The following is a 25,114-nucleotide window of genomic DNA, read 5'->3' on the forward strand; positions in this document are numbered from 1 at the left end:
TGTCGGTGCATGCCCGTAGGGTTCGCAAGTATGAGCAAGCCTGCGTTATCCCCGTCGCGGGCGGCCGACTTCAAACAGTGCCCGTTGCTGTACCGATTCCGGGCCATTGACCGGCTCCCGGAGCCGCCGTCGGCTGCGCAACTGCGTGGTTCGGTGGTCCACGGCGCCCTGGAGCGGCTCTACGCGCTGCCGGCAGCTCAGCGCGATCCCGAGACTGCCCGGGAGCTGGTGACACCGGCCTGGGAGCAGCTGATCAGCACCTCCCCGGAGGTGGGCTCGGGGCTGGACGCCGAGCAGCTCATCGCCGAGGCACGCAGGCTGCTGGCCGGCTACTACCGGCTGGAGGATCCCCGCCGATTCGACCCGCAGAGCTGTGAGCAGCGAATCGAGGTCGAGCTGGCCGACGGCACCCTGTTGCGCGGCTTCGTCGACCGCATCGATGTCTCGGCGACCGGAGAGCTGCGGGTGGTCGACTACAAGACCGGCCGCGCGCCGTCGGCTAGCGGGCGGCTGTCCGAGGCCGCCGAGTCGAAGGCGCTGTTCCAGATGAAGTTCTACGCGGTGGCCCTGCTGCGGTCCCGCGGCGTGATGCCCGCACGGTTGCGGCTGATCTATCTGGCCGACCGGCAGCTGCTGGACTACTCCCCCGATCACGACGAGTTGCTGCGTTTCGAGAAAACTCTGATCGCCATCTGGCAGGCCATCCAAACCGCCGGGGCCACAGGCGATTTCCGCCCGCAGCCGTCACGACTGTGTGACTGGTGCGCGCACCGCGCGCTGTGCCCGGCATTCGGGGGAACCCCGCCGCCCTACCCCGGCTGGCCGGCCGACAGTGCGGCATGACCGGCAGCTATTACCGGCGCGCGGCCGGGTCCGGCAGCACCGACCACGTGGTCTATGAATCCACCGACCTGACCCGCAGCAACTGGGGCCGGCTACAGCACGGGTCTCCACCGCTGGCGCTGCTCACCCGCGAGATCGAGCGACTGCTCGACGGATCGGATCAGCGGATCGCCCGACTGAGCCTGGACATCCTGGGGGCGATACCGGTGGCCCCGGTGCGGGTTTCGGCCCGGACGCAGCGGCCCGGCCGGCGGATCGCGCTGCTGGAAGCGCAGATGTTCACCCGCGACGACGACCGGCCGGTGGCGCGGCTGAGCGCCTGGACACTGGCCACCTCCGACACCACCGCGGTGTCCTGCGACCGGTATGCGCCACTGGTCAGCGGGCCGTCGCTGCCGCCGCCGGAGTGGTTCGCCCAGGCCAGCGGTTACGCCCAGTCGGTGCGCTGGCGAGTCCAGCCGGATGCGCCCGACGGCTCCGCGGTGGCCTGGCTGAGTCCGCAGGTCCACCTGGTGGACAGCGAGCCGACCACCGCCCTGCAGCGGCTGGCGATGGTGGTCGACTCCGCGAACGGTGTCGGTGCCGCCCTGGATGTCGACGAGTACATGTTCATGAACACCGACACCGTCGTGCACCTGCACCGGCTGCCGACCGGAGCGGATTTCGGACTGCGCGCCCGTGCCTCGATCGGCCCCGACGGGGTGGGCGTCACCACCGCCGAGTTGTTCGACGCCGACGGATTCATCGGCACGTCTGCGCAGGCGTTGCTGGTGCAGCGACGCTGAAAGGGCTCAGACCACCGCGGTCAGCGCGGCGATCGCGAAACCGCCCAGCACCGCAATGGCGTCCTCCGCCAGCGCGATCGGCAGATCGCGGCCGCCGTTGGCGGCGACCAGGCGCTGGCGTACCCGGAAACCGACCAGGGTGCCGATCACCGCACCGATGATGCCCGCGCCGAGCGCCGTCCAGGTGTAGTTCCAGGCCGTGCCGAGCACCGCACCGGCGAACCCGCCCAGCACGATCCGCGCGCCGAACTGCATCGGCACGGTACGCGCCGGTGTACTGGGCAGTTGGTCGGTGACGAGTTCACCGACCGCCAGCAAAGTCAAAACGGTGACGGTCACCGGATGGCTCAGCCACTCGACCCACGTCCCGTTCAGGTTGATCCACTGCAGGGCGGCCGCCCAAGCCATGACTGCCGGCGCGGTAAACGCGCGCAGTCCGGCAACGGCACCGATGAAAAGCGCGAGCACCAGCACGATGAAATGCGTCACCATTACCTCCCGGGCCAGTCGAGTCGATCACCGGACGCTAACACGGCAAAGGCTCAGCTACCGGGACTGCTCAAAATCGGCAGAATCTGATGTCCGAGGCGAGGATGGCCTTCGCACCGATCGCGGCCAACTGGTCCATGATCGCGTTGACCTCGCGCCGCGGCACCAGAGCGCGTACCGCGGCCCAGTCGGGGTCGGCCAGCGGAGCGATCGTCGGCGACTCCAGGCCCGGGGTGATCGCGACGGCCTGTTCGAGCACCGCACGCGGACAGTCGTAGTCGAGCATCAGGTACTGCTGACCGAACACCACGCCCTGCACCCGGGCGGCCAGTTGGTCGCGGGCGGCAGCAGTCTCGGCACTGCGGCCGTTGGCCTGTGCGCCTTCGATCAACACCGCTTCGGAATCGCACAGCGACTCCCCGAAGGCCACCAGACCGTGCTGGCGAAGGGTGCGCCCGGAGCCCACCACGTCGGCGATCGCGTCCGCCACCCCGAGTTGGATGGAGATCTCCACCGCTCCGTCGAGCCGGATGACGGTGGCCTCGATGCCCCTGGCCGCCAGGTCCTTGCGGACCAGGTTCGGGTAGGCGGTGGCGATGCGCTGGCCGGCCAGGTCCGCCGCAACCCAGTCCCGCCCGGCCGGAGCGGCGTAACGGAATCGCGAGTAGCCGAAACCCAGGGCCAACCGCTCGGCCACCGGCGCCCCCGACTCGGCCGCCAGGTCCCGTCCGGTGATCCCGAAGTCGAGTTCACCGGACCCGACGTAGATGGCGATGTCCTTGGGCCGCAGGAAGAAGAACTCGACCTTGTTGGCCGGATCGATGACGGTCAGATCCTTGGCGTCGGCGCGGCTGCGGTAGCCGGCCTCCGACAGCATTGCCGCGGCAGCCTCACTGAGCGCCCCCTTGTTGGGCACCGCAACACGCAACATGCTCACAGCTTCCCGTAGACGTCGGACAGCGTCAGCCCGCGCGAGATCATCAGCACCTGGGTCCAATACAGCAGCTGGCTGATCTCCTCGGCCAGGTCTTCATCGGACTGGTGTTCGGCGGCCAGCCACACCTCGCCGGCCTCCTCCAGGATCTTCTTGCCGATCGTGTGTACACCGGCGTCCAGCGCCGCCACGGTGCCGCTGCCGGCCGGCCGGGTCGCGGCACGCTCACCGAGCTCGGCGAACAGTTCCTCGAAGGTCTTCACGAGCAGGGATTGTTTCATGCGGCATCAGGACGGGTCACGCCGGTTTCCGGCGGCAACCGCTTGCGAGTCGGCCAGCTGGGCGCAGATTTCGTGCAGGTCGCTCAGCCCGAGCCCGGTCAGGGACCGCACCTGGTGGCGCCGGGCGCCGGCCGGCACCGGCAGCGCATTGGGCACCACCAGCACCGCGCATCCGGCCGCCTCGGCCGCGGCGGCACCCGTCGGCGAGTCCTCCACCGCCAGACACCAGCGCGGATCGGTGTCCAGCAGCTCGGCGGCACGCAGGTAGGGATCCGGGGCCGGTTTGCCCGCGGGCACCTCGTCACCACAGACCACCGCCGCGAAGTAATGCCGGCCGATGCTGCCCAGCGCCCGCTCGGCCAGCATCCGCGGGGTGTTGGTCACCAGGGCGGTCGGCATCCCCGCGCCGGCCAGCTCGTCGAGCAGCTCCCGGGCGCCGTCGCACCAGGGCAGGCCCGCATCGAACAGCTCACCGGTGAAGTCGTGCAACCAGCGCGCCGAGGCCGCCATGGCCGCCGGATCGAGCGGCAGCCCTAGGTCGTGGTAGACGATCCGCATGGTGTCCTCGGCACACCCGCCGACCGTGGACGCCCGGACTTCCGGGGTCAGCACCCCGCCCAGGCGGTCGTAGAGCGCGTCCATCGCCACGTCCCACAACTTCTCGGAATCGACCAGGGTGCCGTCCATGTCGCACAGCACCGCGCGCAGCACCAGGGCTCAGTCCTCCGGGTTGTAGCCGAGGTTGGCGGCCAGCCAGCGCTCGGCTTCGACCAAGGTCCAGCCCTTGCGCTTCGCATAGTCGGCGACCTGGTCCTGGGCCAGCCGGCCGATCACGAAGTACTGCGACTGCGGGTGCGAGAAGTACAAGCCGCTGACGGCGGCACCGGGCCACATCGCCATCGACTCGGTCAGCTCGATGCGGGTCCGCTCGTGGACGTCCATCAGCTTCCAGATCGTCGCCTTCTCGGTGTGCTCCGGGCAGGCCGGGTAGCCCGGGGCAGGGCGGATGCCCTGGTACTTCTCGGCGATCAGTGCCTCGTTGTCCAACTGCTCATCCGGCTGGAATCCCCAGAACTCCTTGCGAACCCGCTGGTGCATCCGTTCCGCGAAAGCCTCCGCCAGCCGGTCGGCGACCGACTCCAGCAGGATCGCGCTGTAGTCGTCGAGATCTGCCTTGAACTCCGCGATCTTCTCGCCGCTGCCGAGTCCCGCGGTGACGGCGAAGGCGCCGATGTAGTCCGCCAGACCCGTTTCTTTGGGGGCGATGTAGTCGCCGAGGCTCCGGTTCGGGATGCCGGCCCGGTGCTCACCCTGCTGGCGCAGGTTGTGAAACGTGGTCAGCACCTCGGTACGGGTGTCGTCGGTGTAGACCTCGACGTCGTCACCGACCGCGTTCGCCGGGAAAAAGCCGATCACCGCGTTGGCCGTCAGCCACTTCTCCGCGATCAGGGTGTCGAGCATCTGCTGGGCATCGTTGTACAGCTTGCGGGCAGCCTCGCCCGAAGCCGGATTGTTGAGGATGTCGGGGAAGCGCCCCTTCATCTCCCAGGCGTTGAAAAACGGCTGCCAGTCGATGAACTCGCGCAACTCAGCGAGGTCGTAGTCCAGAAACTCCCGCACGCCGAGACCCTGAACCGGCACCGGCGGTGTGTATCCGTCCCACTCGATCGGCGTGCGGTTCGCACGGGCCTTCTCCAGCGGCACCATGGGCCGCTCGTTCTTCTGCGCGTGGCGTTCCCGCAGGGACGCGTAGTCGGCCGCGGTCGACTCCAGCAGCGCCGGGCGCTGCTTGTCGTCGAGCAGCGCGGCCGCGACCGGAACGGAACGCGAGGCATCCTTGACCCAGACCACCGGACCGCTGCGGCGCGGCGCAATCTTCACGGCGGTGTGGGCGCGCGAGGTGGTCGCGCCGCCGATCAGCAGGGGGATCTCGAGGCCTTCGCGCTCCATCTCGGCGGCGAAGCCGGCCATCTCCTCCAGCGACGGGGTGATCAGGCCGGAGAGGCCGACGATGTCGGCGTTGTATTCCTTGGCCGCGGCCAGGATCTTCTCGGCGGGCACCATCACACCGAGGTCGACCACGGTGTAGTTGTTGCACTGCAGCACCACCCCGACGATGTTCTTGCCGATGTCGTGGACGTCGCCCTTCACCGTCGCCATCACGATGGTGCCGTTGGTGTGCTCGGCTTCACCGGGCTGCTTCTCCGCCTCGATGTACGGCAGCAGGTAGGCCACGGCCTTCTTCATCACCCGGGCCGACTTCACCACCTGGGGCAGGAACATCTTGCCCGCGCCGAAAAGGTCACCGACCACGTTCATGCCGTCCATCAGCGGGCCCTCGATCACCTCGATGGGGCGACCGCCCCCGGCGGCGATCTCGGCCCGCAGCTCCTCGGTGTCGGTCTCGACGTCGGCGTCGATGCCCTTGACCAGGGCGTGTGTGATCCGCTCGCGCACCGGCAAGGATCGCCATTCGGCCGCCGCGGGATCTTCCGCCTTCTCCGCGGAGTTGAACCGTTCGGCGATCTCCAACAGCCGCTCGGCGGCATCGGGACGCCGGTTCAGCACGACATCCTCGATCCGTTCCCGCAACTCGGCGTCGATCGAGTCATAAGGCACCAGGGCGCCGGCGTTGACGATGCCCATGTCCAGACCGGCCTTGATGGCGTGGAACAGGAACACCGCGTGGATCGCTTCGCGGACCGGGTTGTTGCCCCGGAACGAGAACGACACGTTCGAGATGCCGCCGGAGATATGCACCCCGGGAAGGTTCTCCTTGATCCAGGCGCAGGCCTCGATGAAGTCGATCCCGTAGGTCGCGTGCTCCTCGATACCGGTGGCCAGCGCGAAGCAGTTCGGGTCGAAGATGATGTCCTCGGCCGGGAAGCCGACCTGTTCGGTCAGGATCCGGTACGCGCGTCCGCAGATCTCCTTGCGGCGCTCCAGGTTGTCGGCCTGCCCCTGCTCGTCGAAGGCCATCACCACCACGGCGGCACCGAATTTGCGGCACAGCCGGGCCTCGCGGATGAACTTCTCCTCGCCCTCCTTCATGGAGATCGAGTTGACGATCGGCTTGCCCTGCACGTTCTTCAGGCCCGCCTCGATGACCTCCCACTTGGAGGAGTCGATCATCACCGGCACCCGACTGATGTCCGGCTCGGACGCGATCAGTTTGGTGAACCGGTCCATCGCGGCGACGCCGTCGATCATGCCTTCGTCCATGTTGATGTCGATGACCTGCGCACCGACCTCGACCTGCTGCAGCGCGACCGACAGCGCGGTGTCGTAGTCCTCGGCCTTGATCAGGTTGCGGAACCGGGCGGAGCCGGTGATGTTGGTGCGTTCACCGATGTTGACGAACAGCGAGTCGTCGGTGATGTTGAGCGGTTCGAGGCCCGCCAGCCGGGTGGCGATCGGGATCTCCGGCAGCTCACGCGGCGGCTTGCCCTCGACGACCTTGGCGATCTCGGCGATGTGCGCCGGCGCTGTGCCGCAGCAACCGCCGACCAGGTTGACAAGTCCGGCGTCGGCGAAGTCCGCGATGTAGGAGGCCTGAGCCTCCGGCGACTCGTCGTACTCGCCAAATGCGTTGGGCAGGCCGGCGTTCGGGTAGCAGGAGATGTAGGTGTCCGCGATGCGTGACATCTCGGCGATGTAGGGCCGCATCTCCGGGGCACCCAACGCGCAGTTGAGGCCCACCGCGATCGGCTTCGCGTGCCGGATCGAATTCCAGAACGCCTCGGTGACCTGGCCCGACAACGTGCGCCCGGAGGCATCGGTGATGGTGCCGGAGATGATGACCGGCCAGCGGCGACCGCGCTCCTCGAACAGCGTCTCGACGGCGAACACCGCGGCCTTGGAGTTCAGCGAGTCGAAGATCGTCTCGATGAGCAGGATGTCCGCGCCGCCGTCGACCAGGCCGTTGGCGGCTTCGAGGTAGGCGGCGACCAGCTGGTCGTAGGAGATGTTGCGGGCGCCGGGGTCGTTGACGTCTGGTGAGATCGACGCCGTCCGCGTCGTCGGCCCGAGCGTGCCGGCCACGTAGCGGGGCTTCTCCGCAGTGCTGAACTCGTCGGCCGCCTTGCGGGCCAGCGCGGCGCCGGCGTAGTTCAGCTCATAGCTGAAGTCCGCCATGTCGTAGTCCGCCAGCGAGACCGCGTTCGCGTTGAACGTGTTGGTCTCCAGGATGTCGGCGCCCGCCTCCAGGTACTCGCGGTGGATGCCCTCGATGATCTGCGGTTGCGTCAGGGTGAGCAGGTCGTTGTTGCCTTGCAGCGCGGTAGGCCACTCGGTGAAGCGGTCGCCGCGATAACCGGCCTCGTCCGGGCGGTCCCGCTGAATGGCCGTGCCCATCGCACCGTCGATCACCATGATCCGCCGGCTCAGCGCAGCCTTGAGTTCGTCGGTGCAGTCAGGCCGGATGTTGGGCGCGAAGGTTTCGGCCTCGGGCGCGGTCATGCGGGCTCCTTCCGTGACGGAAGGCGTCCTTAACTCTGTCGAGCGTGGCGGCCACCGGCAGAGACCGGCGAACCGTTGCAACGCCTCTCGACGGGGGAAAGTCTACGTGGTCGCCCGGGGTCGAGACGAATGCCCCGATGAACAAGCCGACTCCGCGGGTCCGGTGCGGCCCGTGATCAATGCCCAGGCCTTACCCTGGCCTTGTGACCCGACCGGATGACGGCCCCGCGCTTTCCGAACTGCACGACACCATCGTGGTGGCTGCGTTCGAGGGCTGGAATGACGCCGGTGACGCCGCCAGCGATGCGGTGCAGCATCTCAACAACATCTGGGAAGCCAAGCTGATCGCCGAGATCGACGACGAGGCCTACTACGACTACCAGGTGAATCGGCCGGTGATTCGCCAGCTCGACGGCGTCACCCGGGAGCTGGTCTGGCCGTCGATGCGCATTTCGCATTGCCGGCCGCCGGGCAGCGACCGCGACATCGTGCTGATGCACGGCGTCGAGCCGAACATGCGCTGGCGGTCGTTCTGCGCCGAGCTGCTGGCGGTGATCGAAGAACTCAACGTCGACACCGTGGTGATCCTGGGCGCGCTGCTGGCCGACACGCCCCACACCCGCCCGGTGCCGGTGTCCGGCGCCGCGTACTCGGCGGAGTCAGCCACCCGATTCGGGCTGACCGAGACCCGCTACGAGGGGCCCACCGGGATCACCGGGGTGTTCCAGGACGCCTGCGTGGCGGCCGGCATTCCGGCGGTCACCTTCTGGGCGGCCGTACCGCACTACGTCTCACAACCACCCAACCCCAAGGCCACGGTCGCGCTGCTGCGCCGCGTCGAGGACGCCCTGGACATCGAGGTGCCACTGGGCGACCTGCCGGCCCAAGCCGAGGAGTGGGAGCTGGCGGTCACCGAGATGGCCAGCGAGGACGACGAGATCGCCGACTACGTGACCTCTTTGGAGGAACGCGGCGACGCCGAGGTCGACATGACCGAGGCGTTGAACAAGATCGACGGCGACGCGCTGGCCGCCGAGTTCGAGCGCTACCTGCGGCGCCGGCGACGCTGAACCGCGAGTCTACTTCTCCATTTTCTCGTTGTAGGCACTGGTGGAGCGGCCCAGCGCGGCGACTTCGGCGTCCATCCGCGGCACGATGGTGGCGGCGCCCTTGATGAACGGGCCTTCCACCGGCCGCAGCGTCAGCACCGGCTTGATCCAGCGGAACACCCCCACCCAGCCCGGGCAGTAGACGCGGCGCCGACGGCCCTCGATGCCTGCGACGAAGGCGTCGACACACTTGTCGACCGAGGTAGTCTTGTTGAGCGGCCACGGCAGTTTGGACAGCATCTCGCCGAACGCCCCCAGATCGGCCTTGGTATCGCGAACCAAGGGTGTGTCAATCCAGGCCATGTGCGCCGATCCGACCTCAACGCCCTGGTAGGCGACCTCCTGGCGCAGCGCACTGGCGAAGTGCTCGACCCCGGCCTTGGCCACGTCGTAGGACGCCATCCCGGCCAGCGGACTGAACGCCGCCAGCGAGGACACCACCAGCACATAGCCGCGACGCTCGATGACCGACGGCAGCGCGGCCCGCACGGTGTTGAACACGCCCATCACGTCGACGTCGATCACCCGCTTGAACGTCTCGGGGTCCACGTTCAGCACCGACCCGTAGCTGGCGATGCCGGCATTGGCCACCACGGTGTCGATGCCGCCGAAACGCTCGGTGGCCTGCGTGACCACCGCCTGCATCGCGGCCAGATCCCGCACATCGGCGACGGCGGTCAGCGCTCGGTCACCCAGATCCTCGGCCAGCGTGTTGAGGGCGGCCTCATCCAGGTCCGTCACCACCACAGAGGCGCCCTGGGAGTGCAGCCGGCGGGCCAGCTGCTCGCCAATACCGTGCGCGCCGCCGGTGATGAAGACGACTTGGGAGTGAATCGAAGACATGGGCTCAACCTACTCCCGCCGCGGGTGTCCTACAGCGCCACTCCCAGCAGCGCGTCGACCGCCGTGGCCACCAGCCGCGGTGCGTCGGCGTCATGGCCGCCGTACTCCAGCGCATCGGTAGCCCAGCCATCCAACGCGGCCAACGCCTGGACGGTGTCCAGGTCATCGGCCAGATAACGACGCACCCGGCCGATGACGTCATCGGCAGCCGGTCCGGCGGGCAGCGTCGTCGCGGTCCGCCAGCGGTTCAGCCTCGCCTCGGCAGCTACCAGGGTGGCGTCGTCCCAGAACCGGTCACTGCGGTAGTGCCCGGCCAGCAGCCCCAGCCGGATCGCGGCCGGATCGGTCCCCTGAGCGCGCAGCTTGGAGACCAGCACCAGGTTGCCGCGGCTCTTGGACATCTTGTGCCCGTCCCAGCCGATCATCCCGGCGTGCACATAGTGGCGGGCGAAACGGCGCTCCCCGGTAAGGGATTCGGCATGCGCGGCGGAGAACTCATGATGCGGGAAGACCAGATCGGAGCCGCCGCCCTGGATGTCGAGACCGGAGCCGATGCGGCTCAACGCGATCGCGGAACACTCGACATGCCACCCCGGCCGGCCGGCCCCGAACGGCGCGGGCCAACTGGGCTCACCCGGGCGGGCGGCGCGCCACAACAGGGCGTCGAGCGGGTCGGCCTTGCCGGCCCGATCCGGATCGCCGCCGCGCTCGGCGAACAGCTCCAGCATGGTGGCGCGGTCGAAACCGGATTCGTAACCGAACTGCTCGGTGGCGTCGGCGCGGAAGTAGACGTCGGGGTACTCGCCGTCGACGATGTAGGCCGATCCGGCGGCCAGCATCTTTTCGACCGACTCGACCACTTCGGCTATGACCTCGGTAACCGCCACATAGTCGCGAGGCGGCAGCACCCGCAAGGCAGTCATGTCAGCGGCGAACAACTCCACCTGGCTGGCCGCCAACTCCTGCCACTGCACCCCGTCACGCTCGGCACGCTCGAGCAGCGGGTCGTCGACGTCGGTGACGTTCTGCACGTAGTTCACCTGGTGGCCGGCGTCGAGCCAGAGCCGGTGAATCAGGTCGAAGACCAGATAGGTGGCGGCGTGGCCGAGGTGGGTGGCGTCATAAGGCGTGATGCCGCAGACATACATGCTGGCCGCCGGGCCCGGCGACACCGGACGCACCTGGCGGTCGGCGGTGTCATAGAGGCGCAGCGCCGGGCCGCGCCCGGGCAGGACTGGAACGGCCGGCGCGGACCACGATTGCATGCCCACGACTGTAAGGCCCACTCGCTACAGGACCGTCCGCCGCATGGCGTCCAACAGGATCGGCGCCACGTCGGGCCGGCACATCAGCAGGTCGGGCAGGTAGGGGTCGGGGCGGTTGTAGCGCAACGGCGACCCGTCGATCCGGGACGCGTGCAGCCCGGCCGCCAGCACCACACCGGCCGGGGCAGCCGAGTCCCACTCCCACTGCCCGCCGGCGTGCAGGTAGGCGTCCACGTCGCCGCGCACCACGGCCATCGCCTTGGCGCCCGCCGAACCCATCAGTACCGGCTCCACCGGCAACACCTCGCGGATGAGCCGGACCACCGCGGGCATTCGGGAAGCGCTGACCGCGACCCGAATGGGGTCCGGCGGTCCGGCAGGCGTGGCGGGCCGGGCGACGGTGTCGGTGCGGAAGACCACGTTGCTCCGGTTGTCGTAGGCCGGCAGTGACACCGCGGCGTCGGTGATGGTGCCAAACCCGTCCGGGCCGCCGCGCTGCCACAGCGCGATGTGCACGGCCCAGTCGTCGCGTCCGGGTGTGGTGAATTCGCGGGTGCCGTCGAGCGGGTCGACGATCCAGACCCGGTCCGACCGCAGCCGGGCCAGGTTGTCCGGGGATTCCTCGCTGAGCACCGCGTCCCCGGGGCGCGCGTCCCGCAGCCCGCGGAGGATCAGCTGGTTGGCCCGGCCGTCGCCAGTGTCGCCCAGATGCCACGGTTGGGCGAAGCCCACCTCGTCACGCACCGCCAGCAAGAGCTTTCCGGCCTCGACTGCCAGTTCGGCGGCCAGCGCCGCGTCGGTCAGCGTCACGAGTGGCAGTATCCCCGACGTGGACTAGAACGCCGGCCAAGGGATCGGGCGATGACGGTTCGGGCCGGGCATCACCGGGTGCTCCAGCAGGTCGGCGACGCGGCGGCGCAGGGCCGTGATCTCGCCGGCGGTCAGATGCGGTTGCAGCGATGCCGCCAGCGGACCCTCCAGCGCCACCAGCAGCCGCGACAGGGCCGGCAACGCCTCGTCGTCCAGGTCGGTCACCGACGTGCCCGCCCAGCCCCACAGCACGGTGCGCAACTTGTCCTGGGTGTGCAGGCTCACGCCGTGGTCGACGCCGTAGACGCGGCCGTCGGTGCCGCACAGAATGTGTCCGCCCTTGCGGTCGGCGTTGTTGATCACCACGTCGAACACGGCGAGCCGGCGCAACCGGATGTCGTCGGCGTGCACCAGGGTGACCGGATCGCCGTTGTGGCCGTAGGCCTGCAACACCGGCAGGTAGCCCGCCGGAACGTGGTCCCCGGGAACCACGTCCACCAGGCCGGGCGCCGACGATGCATCCTGGGCTTGGTCGTCGTCTTCGGGTTGGTCCACCCAGCGCTGCACCATGCCCGGACCCGCCGGACCGTCCCGAATGATGGTGTAGGGCACCAGATTCCAGCCCAACTCAACCGAGATCAGGTGTGCGCCGAGTTCGCGGCCGGCCAGGGTGCCGTCGGGGAAATCCCACAGCGGCTGTTCGCCGGCGACCGGCTTATAGACGCAGTGGACACGGTGCTCCCCCAGCCTCGCCTGGCACAGGAAGGTGGCGTTGCTCGCCGAGCGGATGCGGCCCAGGATCTCCAGTTCCCCGGAGTGCAACGCCTCCCGGTCGTCAGATGTCTGTGTCATCGGGCTCATCGTCGGGCCCGAAAGCACCCCGCCGATAGCCGTTGGTGCGCACGCACATGTGACCGGCGGGGTCCAGCGGCTCGTCGCACAGCGGACACGGCGGGCGGCCGGCCGAGATGACCCGGTTGGAGCGGGTGGCGAACTGGCGCGCGGACTCGGGGGTGAGGAACACCCGCACCGCGTCCGGCCCCTCGTCGGTGTCGTCGAGCACCACCGAGGCGTCGAATTCGGCGTCACTGACCGCGAGCAGCTCCACCACCACCGTCTGCGCCTCGGAGTCCCAGCCCAACCCCATGGTGCCGACCCGGAATTCCGCGTCCACCGGTGTGACCAGCGGGTCCAGGTCGTCGATCTCGGTGGGTTCGGGCGGCACCGGGGTGCCGAATCGGCGGTTGACCTCCAGCAGCAGCGCACCGATCCGTTCGGAGAGCACCGCGACCTGCTGCTTCTCCAGCACCACCGAGACCACCCGCTCGTCGTGGACGGCCTGCAGGTAGAACGTGCGGTTGCCGGGCTGGCCGACGGTCCCGGCCACGAAACGGTCGGGGGTGCGGAAGACGTGAATAGCTCGGGACATGGCATCTCCAAAATACCGGCAGTTGCGGCGGCCGACGGTATCTGGCTTCGGCGAGGTGGACCTAGGTGGTGGATCCGCCGACTACGGCGTCGCTTTCACCGACGGGGCCGGCCGGTGCACTGTGCACCGCGGCGGCCAACGACGCTCCGGTGTGGTTGAGGTGGATTACGAAGGGGCGCAACGGCGTGTAGCGGATCACGCTCGCCGAGGCCGGGTCGGCGGTGATCCGCTGAAAGCCGTCCAGATGCACGCCGAGCGCGTCGGCGATGACGGCCTTGATGACGTCGCCGTGGGTGCACGCCACCCATAGCACGTCGGCGCCGTGTTGGGAGGCCAGCTGCCGGTCGTGATCGCGGACCGCGGTGACGGCCCGGGCCTGCACCTGCGCCAGCCCTTCGCCCTCGGGGAAGATCGCGGCGCTGGGCTGCGCCTGCACCACCCGCCACAGCGGTTCGGCGGTCAGTTCGCTGATCTTGCGTCCGGTCCAGGACCCGTAGTCGACCTCGGCCAGCCGGTCGTCGACGAGGGGGTCGAGCCCCAGGGCCGCGGCCAGCGGTTCGACGGTGCGCCGGCAGCGCAGCAGCGGTGAGCGCACCACCGCCTTGATCGGCAGGCCGTCGAGCCGGCCGACGAGCTGCGCGGCCTGCTCACGGCCCAGTTCGTCGAGTTCGACGCCTTCGGTGCGTCCGGCCAGCACCCCGGAGGTGTTCGAGGTGGACCGGCCGTGGCGCAGCAGGATGACGGTCATGGCATGGCCGCCAACGCCCCGGTGGCCAGCAGGATCAGGATCGTGGTCCCGGCGATGACCCGGTACCCGACAAACCAGTACATGGTGTGACTGCTGACGAACCGCAGCAGCCAACTGATCGCGGCGTAACCGACCAGGAAGGTGATCACCACCGAGACCAGCAACTGCGGCCCGGTCGCGCTCATTCCTTCGGTGACCGGATTGAAGGCGTTGGGCAGTTCGTGCAATCCCGAGGCGAATACCGCCGGGATGCCCAGCAGGAAGCCGAACCGGGCGGCCAGGGCCCGATCCATGCCCAGGAACAGGCCGGCGCTGATGGTCGCCCCGGAGCGCGAGACGCCGGGCACCAGTGCCAGACACTGCGCGGCGCCGACCAGGAAGCCGTCCTTGACGGTCAATTGGTCGGCATGCCGCCGCTGGCGGCCGACATACTCGGCGGCGGCGATCACCAGCGAGAATCCGACCATCGCGGAGGCGATCACCCACAGGTTGCGTACGTCGCCGCGGATGAAGTGCTGGAACAGCACCCCGACGATCACGATCGGGATGCTGCCGACGATGACGTACCAGCCCATCCGGTAGTCGGTCTTGCGTTCGGCGGGCAGCGGGGTCTTGGCCAGCGCCGAGGCCACCCCGGACAGCCAGGCGGTGGCGATGCGCGCGATGTCCTTGGCGAAATAGACCAGCACGGCGATCTCGGTGCCGATTTGGGTCACCGCGGTGAAGGAGGCGCCGGCGTCACCGGCGAAGAACAGCCGGGAGACCAGCGCCAGGTGTCCCGAGGAGGAGACCGGCAGAAACTCGGTGAGGCCCTGGACGATCGCCAGGACGACTACCTGCGGCCACGACATCACAGCCGTCTCGACCACCGATACGACCTCAGTCACGACGACGACCGTACCGGGCTGGTGTCAGCGGGTCAGACCGGATACCACGTCACGCACCGCGGCGGCCAGGCTGCGCTCGTCGGTGACATCGATCTCGAACAGGTGCCGGCTCGCGGTGGCCACCACGTCCTCGTCGTGCGGGACCGGCCCGGCCAGCCGGGGCCGGTAGATGTCCACCACGAGCTTCTGCTGCTCGGTGTGGAAGGAGAAACTGCGGCCGTCACCGACCTCGCCGAAACCACTGGCGAAGGCCCCGGTCCAGATCTCCTCGATGCGGAACTCCGAACATGCCAGCTGCCAGTCATCGACCACAGTCATGGCCGAGAGGTTACACCTAAGCGAACTTATTGTTCGGCCGGACATGCCAGCTTCACCTCGCCGCCTTCCTTAGAATCGGTCTCTGCACCAACCCGCCATCAAGACGAGCTGGAAGAGCTGTCCTGTGCCCAAGTGCTCCACCCGCCGGCCACGCCGGTCCCTGCAAGGCCTGTTGCTGCCGCTGCTGCTGCTCACAGCGTGCTCATCCAATCCCATCACCGCGCCGCCGCCCACGATCGCGCCGGCCGAGCCCGCGGTTTCCCCGGTCGCCGCGGTGCGCCCGGCCGGCACCGTGCGGCCGCTGGCCGGCCACGCCACCGGCGCGGTGTTCGACGCGGCGACCAAACTGCTGGCGGTGCTGTCCCCCGGCCCGGACCCGCAGGCCGCCGCCACGCTCGGCCTGGTGGGCGACTCGAGCCGCCCGCCCACCGCGGTGGCGCTGCCGGGTTCGGCGAGCGCACTGGCCGGCGACGGCAACGGCGCGGCCTACCTGTCCGGGAACGGTGGCTACTACAGCGTCGACCTGGCCACCCGCGGCATCACCCGCGTCGACGTCGACGGCGCCGCCGGTGTCGAGTTCACCGCGATCGGCCGGCGCGCCGACGGAATCGTGGTGTTGGGCAGCGCCGACGGCGCGGTGTACACGCTGGCCGAGGACGGCACGCGGGTCGCCGAGCGGGCCAAGATCTTCGCCCGGGTCGACCAGATCGTGACCCAGGGCGATATCGCGGTGGTGCTGGACCGCGGCCAGACGTCGGTGACCACCATCGGCACCGACGGCAAGCCGCAGTACGCGCTGCGGGCGGGCCAGGGCGCGACCACGCTGGCCGCCGCGGCGCACGGGCCGGTGCTGGCAGCCGATCCGCGCAGCGGCCGGCTGCTGGTGTACGGCGTGGATCCGCTGATGCTGCACCAGGACTATCCGGTGCCGGACGCCCCCTACGGGCTGGCCGGGTCGGGCGGGTTTGCCTGGGTGTCGCAAACCGGGACGAACACCGTGGTCGGCTACGATTTGACCACCGGAATCCCCGTGGAGAAGGTTCGCTATCCGACCGTGCAGCAACCCAACACCCTGGCCTTGGACGAGAAGTCGGACACCCTGTACGTGGTGTCGGGCTCCGGCGCCGGGGTCCAGGTGATCGAGCACGCCACGAGGCCACAATGACCGCGTTGCGCCCCCGCCGGATGCCGGTCGGCTGGGACACCGACCTGTCCGATGACTACGAATGGATTCCGCTGCGACTGCCGCCGGAGGTCACCCGGATCGGGGCGTCCACCCGGTTGTCCATCGAAGCCGAATACCGAGGTTGGGAGCTGACCCGAGTGCGGTTGTACACCGACGGGAGCAGGCGGGTGCTGCTGCGCCGCAAGAAGTCTTCGGCGACGACGATCAGCGGCCGCCGCTGCGTCGACCAGCCGGGACTGTAGCCCGATGGGTCTCTACGGCGCAGTGCGCCGGGCGTTCTTCCTGGTGCCGGCCGAGCGTATCCACACTCTCGTGTTCGCGGGGCTGCGCGGCGCCGCCGCGACGCCGCCGGCGCGCCGGGCCCTGCAGCGCCGCCTCGCGCCGCACGATCCGCTGCTGGCCAGCACCGTGTTCGGGGTGCACTTTCCCGGGCCGCTCGGGCTGGCCGCCGGGTTCGACAAGGACGGCCACGGGCTGAACGCTTGGGGGGCACTGGGTTTCGGCTACGCCGAGGTGGGCACCGTAACGGCGGCGGCACAACCGGGCAATCCCGCGCCGCGCCTTTTCCGGTTGCCCGACGACCGCGCGCTGCTCAACCGGATGGGCTTCAACAATCACGGGGCCGCCGCGCTGGCAATCCAGTTGGCGCGACACCGGTCCGACGTGCCGATCGGAGTGAACATCGGCAAGACCAAGGTCACCCCGCCCGAGGGCGCGGTGCAGGACTACCGCACCAGCGCCCGGCTGTTGGCCCCGCTGGCCGACTATCTGGTGGTTAACGTCAGCTCGCCGAACACGCCGGGGCTGCGCGACCTGCAGGCCGTCGAGTCGCTGCGGCCCATCCTGGCCGCGGTGCGTGTCGAAACCACCAAGCCGGTGCTGGTGAAGATCGCCCCGGATCTGGCCGACACCGATCTGGATGCCATCGCCGACCTGTGTGTGGAGTTGGGTCTGGCCGGCATCGTGGCGACCAACACCACGGTGTCGCGCGACGGCCTGGCGACCCCGGGGGTGGCCGAATTGGGGCCCGGCGGCATCTCCGGCCCGCCGGTGGCGCGGCGGGCGCTGGAGGTGCTGCGGCGGCTGTACGCCCGGGTGGGCGACCGGCTGGTCCTGATCAGTGTGGGCGGCATCGAGACCGCCGACGACGCCTGGGAGCGCATCACCGCCGGCGCCTCGCTGCTGCAGGGCTACACCGGCTTCATCTACGGCGGCGGCCTGTGGGCCCGCAACATCCACGACGGTCTGGCCCAGCGGCTGCGCGACGGCGGATTCGCCTCGCTGGCCGAGGCGGTCGGGTCCGCCGCCCGCTAGCGCGCGCTACTTCTGTTCGTAGGTGCCGACGATCACCGCGCGGGCGATCGCGTGCATGAACAGGTTGAAGCCCAGGTAGGCCGGGCTGGCGTCCTCGGCCAGCTCCAGCTTCTCGACGTCGACGGCGTGCACCGCAACGTAGTAGCGGTGCGTCCCGTGACCGGCCGGCGGCGCGGCGCCCACGTAGCGGCGCATCCCGGCGTCGTTGACCAGGGTCAGCGCATCGCCGGGCAGCAGGCTGCCGTCACCGGCGCCTTCGGGCAGCTCGGTGCAGGTGGCCGGCAGGTTGGCCACCGCCCAGTGCCAGAATCCCGACGCGGTGGGTGCGTCCGGGTCGTAGCAGGTGACCGCGAAGCTCCGGGTCTCCTCGGGAAAGCCCGACCAGCTCAGCTGCGGGCTGGCGTCTTCACCACCGGCCCCCATGATTCCGCTGACCTGGGCTTTGCCCAGCGACTGGCCGTCGGTCAGCGACGTGGAGGTGAGCGTGAAGGTCGGCAGCTTGGGCAGCGCGGCGTACGGGTCGGGGGTGGTGGTCATGACTGGTCCTCTCGTAGTGGATCAACTTCGTCGTTTGGTCAGCAGTGTGTCAGGAAGTGGTGCAGTACGCGGGTGCCGAACTCCAGTGCGTCAACCGGAACGCGTTCGTCGACTCCGTGGAACAGTGCGGAGAAGTCGAGGTCGGGCGGCAGTCGCAGCGGAGCGAAGCCGAAGCATCGAATACCCAACTTGGCGAACGCTTTTGCATCCGTTCCGCCGGACAGCATGTAGGGCACGGTCCGGGCGTCGGGGTCACACGCCAGCAGCGCGGCGTTCATCGCCTCGACCAGGTCGCCGTCGAAGGTCGTCTCCACCGGCGGCTGGTAGGCCACCCATTCCCGGGTCACGTCGGGGCCGATCAGTGCGTCGACCTCGGCCTCGAACGCCGCCTGGCGCCCGGGCAGCACCCGGCAGTCCACTACCGCCTCGGCCGTCGCCGGGATGACGTTGGCCTTGTAGCCGGCCTGCAGCATGGTCGGGGTCGCGGTGTCGCGCAGGGTGGCGTTGACGATGCGCGAGATCGGTCCCAGCTTCTCGATCATTCCTTCCAGGTCCGGGGAGTCGACGTCGATGGCGTGCCCGGTCTCCTCGCCGACCGCGGCCAAAAACTCCACCACGGCATCGGAGAGCACCAGCGGGAACCGGTGCCGGCCCAGCCGGGCCACCGCCTCGGTCAGGGTGGTGACGGCGTTGTCGTCGTTGATCATCGACCCGTGCCCGGCCCGGCCGTGGGCCCGCAGCCGCATCCAGGACAGCCCCTTCTCCGCGGTCTCGATCAAATACAGCCGACTCTCCCCGCCGTCGCGCCGCGGCACCGTGAGCGAAAAACCGCCGACCTCCCCGATCGCCTCGGTGACCCCGGCGAACAGATCGGGGCGGTTCTCGACGATCCAGTGCGCCCCGTACTTGCCGCCGGCCTCCTCGTCGGCCAGGAATGCGAACACCAAGTCACGCGGCGGGGTGATGCCGGCCCGGGCCAGGTGCCGGGCCACCGCGATCATCATCCCGCACATGTCCTTCATGTCGACCGCGCCGCGGCCCCAGACATACCCGTCCTCGATCGCGCCGGAGAACGGGTGCACGCTCCAGTCGCTGGCCTCGGCGGGCACCACATCGAGATGCCCGTGGATCAGCAGCGCCCCACGGCTTGGGTCGCTGCCTTTGAGCCGAGCGAAGACGTTGCCGCGTCCGGGCGCACCGGATTCGAGGTATTCGGTCTCATACCCCAATTCCTCGAGCTGGCCGGCCACCCAGCGTGCGCAGTCGGCCTCGCCCTTGGTGGTGGCCGGCTCTCCGGTGTTGGAGGTGTCGAAACGGATGAGCGTGCTGACGAGCTCGACCACCTCGCCCACTGCGGCGCCGGCGGGATCGGGGAAATCGGTCACAGCTACCTTTACTACCACTTCACGTTCCTGCGGATCGCGTTGCGAGGGCTGGGTTTGGGTCCAGCGGAGGGCATCCGTTAGCCTTAGCTGCCCGGCCGCGCCGGGTTGGTCCGAGTGGCGGAATGGCAGACGCGCTAGCTTGAGGTGCTAGTGCCCTATTAACGGGCGTGGGGGTTCAAGTCCCCCCTCGGACACATCCGGCGACACGACTTAAGTCGGCCGTCGCCTTGACTTGTCGCAGGTGGGGATCGTAATCAAGACGTAGGCCCAGGCTTGCGTACACCTGAGCACGCTCCGGCCCGGTTGCTTCACCGAGCACCGCTGCCAGCCCACCCAACTCCTGCACCAATTCGGTGATCTGTGCAGCAGACATGGCGCGAGGTTGCTCGACTCGTTCCAGGCGCGCCTTCAGTTCGTCGCGCTCGGCGCTACGGCGGCGCAACGCTTCGGTGAGATCTTCGACAGCCACGCCGGACTCCACGGCGGCAATCAAAGCGGCAACCTTGCTGTTCGCTTCGCTGAGTTGGCGCAGCAAGGCGGCGTTGCCGGCTCCCGGGTCGACTTCCTGTCCGCGGGCCAGGTCTTCTGGATCGGCCAGGCTGGCGATCCATTGGTCGAGTCGGGGTGTCACCGCGTCCTCACGCAGGTAGACCGTGCGCGGGTGATCAGTCAGGTCTACAGGTACAGAACGCGACTTACCCAGTTCACATCGGTACAGGATGCGTGTTGCTTGCTTCCCGCCGCGAGCGGCGCCCTGCATCCGCCGTCCACACACAGCGCAGAACAGGATTCCGCGAAGCGCATACGGCACCGTCGATTCCCTGCTGCACACCAGGCCGGGACCACGCCGGGTCTGGGTGCGAAGACGAACGGCCTGCGCCAGTTCGTCGGTGATCAGCGCTTCATGAGTGCGGCGGTCCGGCACGACCCAGGCAGCCTGATCGCGCCACCGCATCCGTGTCTCATACCCCGCAGCGACATCGTCAGGATTGACCAGGACTTCGTATTTCTCCTGCTTGCCCCACACGCGCACACCGAGATAGGTCGGGTTGTCGAGGATGGCGCGGATCGCCGAATGAGACCAGCCTCGCGGGTCACGGTGGCGATTGCGTGCCGGGTCGTATTGGCTCGGAGACGGCACACCGTCGTCGGTGAGCCGCTGCGCAATGTAGCGCAGGCCCGCGCCGTCGGCGTACATGCGGTAGATCCGCTCGACGACCGGCGCCGTCGCGGGGTCCGGTTCAAGACGGTGCAGCCGCTGCCCAAGACTTGCCTTGGCAGGGTTCGGGTGCGGGCCGGCATCAACGAGCCGGTAACCGTACGGCGGTCGACCACCGAGATATCTGGTCGTGTCCTGCGCCAGTGTCGACATCGCGGTGCGCACGCGCATCTGGATTCGAGCGCGCTCACCCTTGCTCATGCCACCGAACAGAGTCATCACCAGGTCGTGCGCCTCAGAACCGGGATCGACCGCGCCACCGACCTCGGGCACCCACAGGCCGACTCCGTAGTGCGTGAGCACCGGGAAAGTCAGCGCGAACTGCGGACCGTAGAACGCCCGAGCGGGTTCCCCGATCACGACGGCATCGAAGCCACGGTCACGACCGGCGACATCGGCAAGCAGCCGTGATGCCTCTGGCCTGCGCTTCCACGGCAGCGAGCGGCTCTGCCCCACATCGAAGTAATCAGTGACAAGGACTCCGCCGTGCGGACCGATTAGGTCCGTGGCGCGCCGCTTCTGCCAGCTACGGCTCGCCTCCGGATCTTGAGCGTCTTCCGTGCTCACTCGGCCGTAGAAGGCGAACCTCAGGCTCACGCGACTCCCCTGTCTGATCCGAGCATCCGGTCCCGCACGGCCATTATGACGCGCACCAGCGCGCGGTTGGCCTCATGCGGAAGGCAATAGCTCTCTGGTACGACAATTTCAACACCTCCCTCTGACATCGTCGGCGCATCGCTGCGACCGTTGTACTCGGAGTGAGGATGTGCTGTTTGGGAACCGTCAGCCATCGTGTCCCCCTGGCGGATCTCCATGCTGGTCGCGGACTTGACGACGGGCTTCCACCAATCCAATGCGCCGGGTGTGGATGCGTTGGAGGGCCGCGGAGTAGACGAGGGTGCGCTCCCCCGCACTGGTGTGTCCGGCGTGGTTGAACTTCCAGAGCACCTCGTCAGCATCCAGGCTGGCCTGCGCCTCCGTTGTAGGGACGTCACGCCCGATTGGCCACGTATGAACCTGGTGTTCAATCGGTTTGGCGTTTTTCTTGCTCGTCCAGGTCGCACGTGCGGCGCGCAGGGCGCCCATGGTGGTCGAGTAGTGCCGCGATTTGGTGGTGATGTGTCCGCGATAGCCCAGCGTGTGCAGCCATCGCCCAATTCCGGCCATCGGCTCAACACGTTCGGCGAGTTCGGCGATGGTGGTCAAGATCGACCGGACGTGTTCGCTGACGTCGAGGGTGGCGATCGCTTCCGTCGAGAGTCGCCGGGCGGTGATACCGAAGTCCTGCAGGGATTTGGTGACGTATTTGGCCAGGTATGCCGCCACCCGGCGCGGCGACAAGCGAGCTGTCGGCGCTGCGCCGACCGGTTCGGCCATTGCTTCGCCGCTGAGCGGTTGGGCGTCGATCTGGGTGCCGAACCGCAGCTCGCGTACGTCGCCATCGAGGGCGAGAACGTCAACACGGATCTGGCGCGCAGCACTCTGAATCAGCGTGGCCAGCTCGCCCGCGGTGATCGGCGATACCCAGCCGCGGGGTCCGGCACCCGAACGGGGCTCCCCACCGCCACAGGTGGCGGCGGGGCCGTAATGGTTCTGGTCACTCTGGGTGGTGGGTGCTGACGGTGGGTCGAGGCGGATCAGGGCATGGATGTGCGGGATGGCACGGGCTTGCAGTTCGACGACCTTGACGAAACTCACGCGTACCGAGCCCCGGTCCATCCCACGTGCTCTCAACTGTGCTGCTACGGCGCGCCGCAATGCGATGGTGAAACGGCGCCACAGCTCGGGCAGATGCCAGGTAAAGAGAACATGCCCGACGTAGTCGTAGCACTGGCCGCATAACGGCTGGCCCACTATTGGATCACCGACGGAATGGGTTAGGTTGCACCGCACTGGATTCCCATGAATACAGCGGCTTCCTGGACTCGTCGATGTGGGGCGGCAACGCGCGCCGGTGGCGTGGTGCACCGTGCCGTAGCTCGGCGCGGTCAAGGTGGCGAACACCTGTGGGCGAGCGGCGACCTCGGCGGGCATGTTGTGGTGGCCGCCGGCGGCACCGGCGTGCACCAGCTGCCAGGTGTCACGGGCGTACAGGTCCGAGCATGACGGGCAGACGCTGGCTCGGCGGTTGTTGCACCGTGTCCACACCACCTGCCGGCGCCCAATAGAGCCAGCGCCGACCAGCTGAATCGGGTGAGCACAGCATCCCACCGATTCGACACGCCGCCACCACATCTCGAAACCCGCAGAGGATGCGCGCCGAACCATCTGGGTGATCACCCGTGCGGAGTCGGTGGTGGTGGGCAGGCCCGGCAGCGAGACCACCGATCCGCCCACACCGTCGGCTGGAGCACTCACTGTGGTTCCCGGCCCTGCGAATGCTCACCGCCCGTGCGCGGCGCCCGAAAGGTGCGGGCCAAGCCGGCGATGTCGCGGTCAGTGACGTGAAAGGCGCGCACCCGCACCGGCTCAGCGGTGCCGTCGATCATCACGTACCCGACCCCGGGGGTGGCATCAGCAATCAGATCGCATTCGGCACCAGCATCACGAGCCCCCTGGCCGAGCACCATCGTGGTCTGGGTGGCCTCAGTCATGCGCAACCCGATCCGCACCGTGAACAACTGCCGCACCGGCAGGGTGTCTTTGGCCGGGTCCTGCACCGCCGCCACCACCGAAATCCCGACCGCACGACCCTGCGACAACAACAGCCCCAGCAGCTGCTCGATCTCGGTGCGCAGTTTGCGGTCGGTGACATAGGCGGTCAGTGCGGCGATCTCGTCAACGATCAACACGATCAGCGGCTCGCTGGGCGTGGGGTTGTGCAGGCGAGTGTGTCCACGCAGCCGGTTGGCGCGTGCCTGCATCAGCTCCACCAGCTCGTGCAGCAGCACCACCACGGGTTCACCGGTGTGGTGACAGAACCGGGTGAACAGCGCTGCGCCAGCGCCGAGTTCCATGCCGCCTTTCGGGTCGATCACGCACAACCTGACCCGGCCGGACTTGACCTCGGGCGCTAGTCCGGCAATCAGCGACCACAACACCGAGCCCTTCCCAGCCCCGGTGGCACCGGCAACTAGGAGGTGCTGACCCAACACGGGTAGGCGCCACCAGGCGCGGGCTTCGGTGATGCCGACCCGCACCGCGCCCAGATCAACGGGGATCGCAAGGCGCGGCATGGACAACGCGATCGGTTGGCCGAGTACATCACCGCGACCGATGATGATCCGCACCTGCCCCGGCGTGGTGGCCCGGATTGTCAACCGCTCGGCCCGCCACGCCGCCGCCAACGCCGGACCGCGTTTCTGCCAGTCGGTGAGGCATTGGCCGGTCACGACCTTCACGGTCAGGGCGTCAGCGTGATGGCCGATGCGCGCCGAGATGACGGCCGGTACCAGGGTGCGCTCGCCGTGTTTGGCGGTCAAACCGTGCAGAGCGCACACCGATTCCCAGGTGCGGTGATAGCGCCACCACGCCAGCCAGCGGTGCCGCAGCGGTGCGCTCACCCACCGAGTGAATGATGCCGGTTCCAGCACAGCCCAGCCGATATATGCCGCGACCGCCGCGAGAGCAATCCCTAACCCGGCGCGGGCGCCGTGGCCAACACCGACCCAGATCGCCGCAACGGCGGGGATGCTCAGGGCGGGGAACAGGATCGCCCACCACAGCAACTGTCCGGTGGCTTTGACTCCTGCCCAGATCAGCTCGCCGATCCAGTCATCGTCTGTTTGATTAGTGTTGTGGTTCTTACGGTTTGGGGTATTGGACATGGGGATCTGCTTTCGCTACGGCGGGAAGATGATGGGGGCGCTGACCCGGCAAGCGCGCGCTGCTGCGGTTGCTTGCCGGGCCAGGCCTTGGTTACCGGGGCGGCTGGGCCGGCTTGGCCGCCGCGGCCGGGTCGGCGGCGGTGATGGTTTCGGCGCGGTACGCGATGCCGGAGCGGCCGTCCTGCGACCACGGCAGCGCGACCAGACCCGACACCGCGACCGGCTGTCCGACCGTGAGCTTCGGCTCCCCGACCACAGTGACGGCGAGCACCTCGCCGCCGGTGGCGTCCAGGGCGATCAACTGCACCTGCCACAACGCTTGACCAGTTGCCTTATCGATGCGTGGCGTACCGGTGTCGAAATTGGTGCGCTGCTCCGGAATCCGGGTGCACAGGAACGTCACGCCGGTCGTATCGATTTTCAGTTTCATCTCGGTGCTGTCCTTCCTTTGTTGTTCTCACGCGGGCGTGTTCATCCGCGGATCAAGGACAGCGCTACCGGCGATGC

25 protein-coding genes and 1 tRNA gene are annotated in these 25,114 nt (G+C 68.5%); 7 read left to right on the forward strand and 19 right to left on the reverse strand.

Annotated elements, in window-relative coordinates; all coding sequences use genetic code 11:
- Window positions 1–9 precede the first annotated feature (9 nt).
- Together EJK91_RS01270 and EJK91_RS01275 are read left to right on the forward strand one after the other, a co-directional pair.
- On the forward strand, window positions 10–843 hold the full coding sequence (locus EJK91_RS01270; protein WP_036457020.1) for a RecB family exonuclease: 834 nt from the start codon (window positions 10–12) through the stop codon (window positions 841–843).
- Window positions 840–1,628 carry a thioesterase family protein gene (locus tag EJK91_RS01275; protein WP_024440448.1) on the forward strand — a complete coding sequence of 263 codons (789 nt, stop codon included), beginning with the start codon at window positions 840–842 and terminating at the stop codon, window positions 1,626–1,628. Before EJK91_RS01270 ends, EJK91_RS01275 begins: the two co-directional genes overlap by 4 nt.
- A gap of 6 nt (window positions 1,629–1,634) precedes the next feature.
- Here EJK91_RS01275 and EJK91_RS01280 read toward each other — a convergent pair whose 3' ends face one another.
- From EJK91_RS01280 to metH, 5 genes are all read right to left on the reverse strand, one after another.
- A complete protein-coding gene (locus tag EJK91_RS01280; protein WP_024440449.1) occupies window positions 1,635–2,117 on the reverse strand; it encodes a DUF4126 family protein in 483 nt (160 codons plus the stop codon).
- Between the two features lie 70 nt (window positions 2,118–2,187).
- A complete protein-coding gene (gene hisG, locus EJK91_RS01285) occupies window positions 2,188–3,048 on the reverse strand; it encodes an ATP phosphoribosyltransferase (RefSeq protein ID WP_036457022.1) in 861 nt (286 codons plus the stop codon).
- A 2-nt stretch (window positions 3,049–3,050) separates the two neighbouring features.
- On the reverse strand, window positions 3,051–3,332 hold the full coding sequence (locus EJK91_RS01290) for a phosphoribosyl-ATP diphosphatase (protein ID WP_024440451.1): 282 nt from the start codon (window positions 3,330–3,332) through the stop codon (window positions 3,051–3,053).
- A gap of 6 nt (window positions 3,333–3,338) precedes the next feature.
- A complete protein-coding gene (locus tag EJK91_RS01295) occupies window positions 3,339–4,040 on the reverse strand; it encodes an HAD family hydrolase (protein WP_024440452.1) in 702 nt (233 codons plus the stop codon).
- A 9-nt stretch (window positions 4,041–4,049) separates the two neighbouring features.
- Window positions 4,050–7,790 carry a methionine synthase gene (metH, locus tag EJK91_RS01300; protein WP_125078066.1) on the reverse strand — a complete coding sequence of 1,247 codons (3,741 nt, stop codon included), beginning with the start codon at window positions 7,788–7,790 and terminating at the stop codon, window positions 4,050–4,052.
- 179 nt (window positions 7,791–7,969) lie between these two features.
- Here metH and EJK91_RS01305 point away from each other — a divergent pair, with 179 nt between their 5' ends.
- A complete protein-coding gene (locus tag EJK91_RS01305; protein WP_024440454.1) occupies window positions 7,970–8,860 on the forward strand; it encodes a PAC2 family protein in 891 nt (296 codons plus the stop codon).
- 9 nt (window positions 8,861–8,869) lie between these two features.
- Here EJK91_RS01305 and EJK91_RS01310 read toward each other — a convergent pair whose 3' ends face one another.
- The 8 genes from EJK91_RS01310 to EJK91_RS01345 all read right to left on the reverse strand — a co-directional run bounded on the left by EJK91_RS01310 (window position 8,870) and on the right by EJK91_RS01345 (window position 15,199).
- Window positions 8,870–9,742: an SDR family oxidoreductase gene (locus EJK91_RS01310; RefSeq protein ID WP_024440455.1), complete on the reverse strand. Its 873-nt coding sequence runs from the start codon at window positions 9,740–9,742 to the stop codon at window positions 8,870–8,872.
- A 29-nt stretch (window positions 9,743–9,771) separates the two neighbouring features.
- A complete protein-coding gene (gene mshC, locus EJK91_RS01315; RefSeq protein WP_125078067.1) occupies window positions 9,772–11,007 on the reverse strand; it encodes a cysteine--1-D-myo-inosityl 2-amino-2-deoxy-alpha-D-glucopyranoside ligase in 1,236 nt (411 codons plus the stop codon).
- Between the two features lie 24 nt (window positions 11,008–11,031).
- Entirely contained in the window at window positions 11,032–11,817 is a 786-nt protein-coding gene (locus EJK91_RS01320; RefSeq protein WP_024440457.1) for a 3'(2'),5'-bisphosphate nucleotidase CysQ, read from the reverse strand.
- A gap of 24 nt (window positions 11,818–11,841) precedes the next feature.
- Window positions 11,842–12,669 (reverse strand): SCO1664 family protein, encoded by an 828-nt coding sequence (locus tag EJK91_RS01325; RefSeq protein WP_125078068.1) that lies wholly within the window; start codon window positions 12,667–12,669, stop codon window positions 11,842–11,844.
- Window positions 12,653–13,246 (reverse strand): DUF3090 domain-containing protein, encoded by a 594-nt coding sequence (locus EJK91_RS01330; protein ID WP_046301619.1) that lies wholly within the window; start codon window positions 13,244–13,246, stop codon window positions 12,653–12,655. The genes EJK91_RS01325 and EJK91_RS01330 overlap by 17 nt, the downstream gene beginning before the upstream one ends.
- Window positions 13,247–13,307: 61 nt before the next feature.
- The gene (locus EJK91_RS01335; protein ID WP_046301618.1) at window positions 13,308–13,994 is read right to left on the reverse strand and encodes a histidine phosphatase family protein; all 687 of its coding nucleotides are present in this window, start codon (window positions 13,992–13,994) and stop codon (window positions 13,308–13,310) included.
- Window positions 13,991–14,845, reverse strand: a complete 855-nt coding sequence (locus EJK91_RS01340; RefSeq protein ID WP_125078106.1) for an undecaprenyl-diphosphate phosphatase — start codon at window positions 14,843–14,845, stop codon at window positions 13,991–13,993. The genes EJK91_RS01335 and EJK91_RS01340 overlap by 4 nt, the downstream gene beginning before the upstream one ends.
- Before the next feature lie 60 nt (window positions 14,846–14,905).
- Window positions 14,906–15,199 (reverse strand): hypothetical protein, encoded by a 294-nt coding sequence (locus tag EJK91_RS01345; RefSeq protein WP_024440462.1) that lies wholly within the window; start codon window positions 15,197–15,199, stop codon window positions 14,906–14,908.
- A 124-nt stretch (window positions 15,200–15,323) separates the two neighbouring features.
- Here EJK91_RS01345 and EJK91_RS01350 point away from each other — a divergent pair, with 124 nt between their 5' ends.
- The 3 genes from EJK91_RS01350 to EJK91_RS01360 are packed head-to-tail and all read left to right on the forward strand — an operon-like array spanning window position 15,324 to window position 17,699.
- Window positions 15,324–16,364, forward strand: a complete 1,041-nt coding sequence (locus tag EJK91_RS01350; protein ID WP_206430377.1) for a YncE family protein — start codon at window positions 15,324–15,326, stop codon at window positions 16,362–16,364.
- Window positions 16,361–16,627 carry a DUF5703 family protein gene (locus tag EJK91_RS01355; protein WP_125078069.1) on the forward strand — a complete coding sequence of 89 codons (267 nt, stop codon included), beginning with the start codon at window positions 16,361–16,363 and terminating at the stop codon, window positions 16,625–16,627. Before EJK91_RS01350 ends, EJK91_RS01355 begins: the two co-directional genes overlap by 4 nt.
- Before the next feature lie 4 nt (window positions 16,628–16,631).
- Window positions 16,632–17,699, forward strand: coding sequence for a quinone-dependent dihydroorotate dehydrogenase (locus EJK91_RS01360; protein WP_125078070.1), 1,068 nt, complete (start codon window positions 16,632–16,634; stop codon window positions 17,697–17,699).
- Between the two features lie 6 nt (window positions 17,700–17,705).
- Here EJK91_RS01360 and EJK91_RS01365 read toward each other — a convergent pair whose 3' ends face one another.
- Both EJK91_RS01365 and EJK91_RS01370 read right to left on the reverse strand, forming a co-directional pair.
- Window positions 17,706–18,236 carry a YbhB/YbcL family Raf kinase inhibitor-like protein gene (locus EJK91_RS01365; protein WP_024440466.1) on the reverse strand — a complete coding sequence of 177 codons (531 nt, stop codon included), beginning with the start codon at window positions 18,234–18,236 and terminating at the stop codon, window positions 17,706–17,708.
- 38 nt (window positions 18,237–18,274) lie between these two features.
- Window positions 18,275–19,621, reverse strand: coding sequence for a M20/M25/M40 family metallo-hydrolase (locus EJK91_RS01370; protein ID WP_125078071.1), 1,347 nt, complete (start codon window positions 19,619–19,621; stop codon window positions 18,275–18,277).
- A gap of 108 nt (window positions 19,622–19,729) precedes the next feature.
- Between EJK91_RS01370 and EJK91_RS01375 the strand changes: the two genes are divergently transcribed.
- A tRNA-Leu gene (locus EJK91_RS01375) sits at window positions 19,730–19,815 on the forward strand.
- Here EJK91_RS01375 and EJK91_RS01380 read toward each other — a convergent pair.
- From EJK91_RS01380 to EJK91_RS01395, 4 genes are all read right to left on the reverse strand, one after another.
- A complete protein-coding gene (locus tag EJK91_RS01380) occupies window positions 19,797–21,437 on the reverse strand; it encodes a recombinase family protein (RefSeq protein WP_083080120.1) in 1,641 nt (546 codons plus the stop codon). The two genes, EJK91_RS01375 and EJK91_RS01380, sit on opposite strands and share 19 nt — an antisense overlap.
- A 186-nt stretch (window positions 21,438–21,623) precedes the next feature.
- Window positions 21,624–23,108, reverse strand: coding sequence for a replication initiator (locus EJK91_RS01385; RefSeq protein ID WP_234808194.1), 1,485 nt, complete (start codon window positions 23,106–23,108; stop codon window positions 21,624–21,626).
- Window positions 23,109–23,194: 86 nt separating this feature from the next.
- Window positions 23,195–24,607, reverse strand: a complete 1,413-nt coding sequence (locus EJK91_RS01390) for an FtsK/SpoIIIE domain-containing protein (protein WP_083080117.1) — start codon at window positions 24,605–24,607, stop codon at window positions 23,195–23,197.
- 91 nt (window positions 24,608–24,698) lie between these two features.
- Entirely contained in the window at window positions 24,699–25,037 is a 339-nt protein-coding gene (locus tag EJK91_RS01395; protein ID WP_083080115.1) for an SCO3933 family regulatory protein, read from the reverse strand.
- Window positions 25,038–25,114 lie beyond the last annotated feature (77 nt).

It is taken from the genome of Mycobacterium sp. P7213 (assembly GCF_900604305.1).
Classification (GTDB): domain Bacteria; phylum Actinomycetota; class Actinomycetes; order Mycobacteriales; family Mycobacteriaceae; genus Mycobacterium.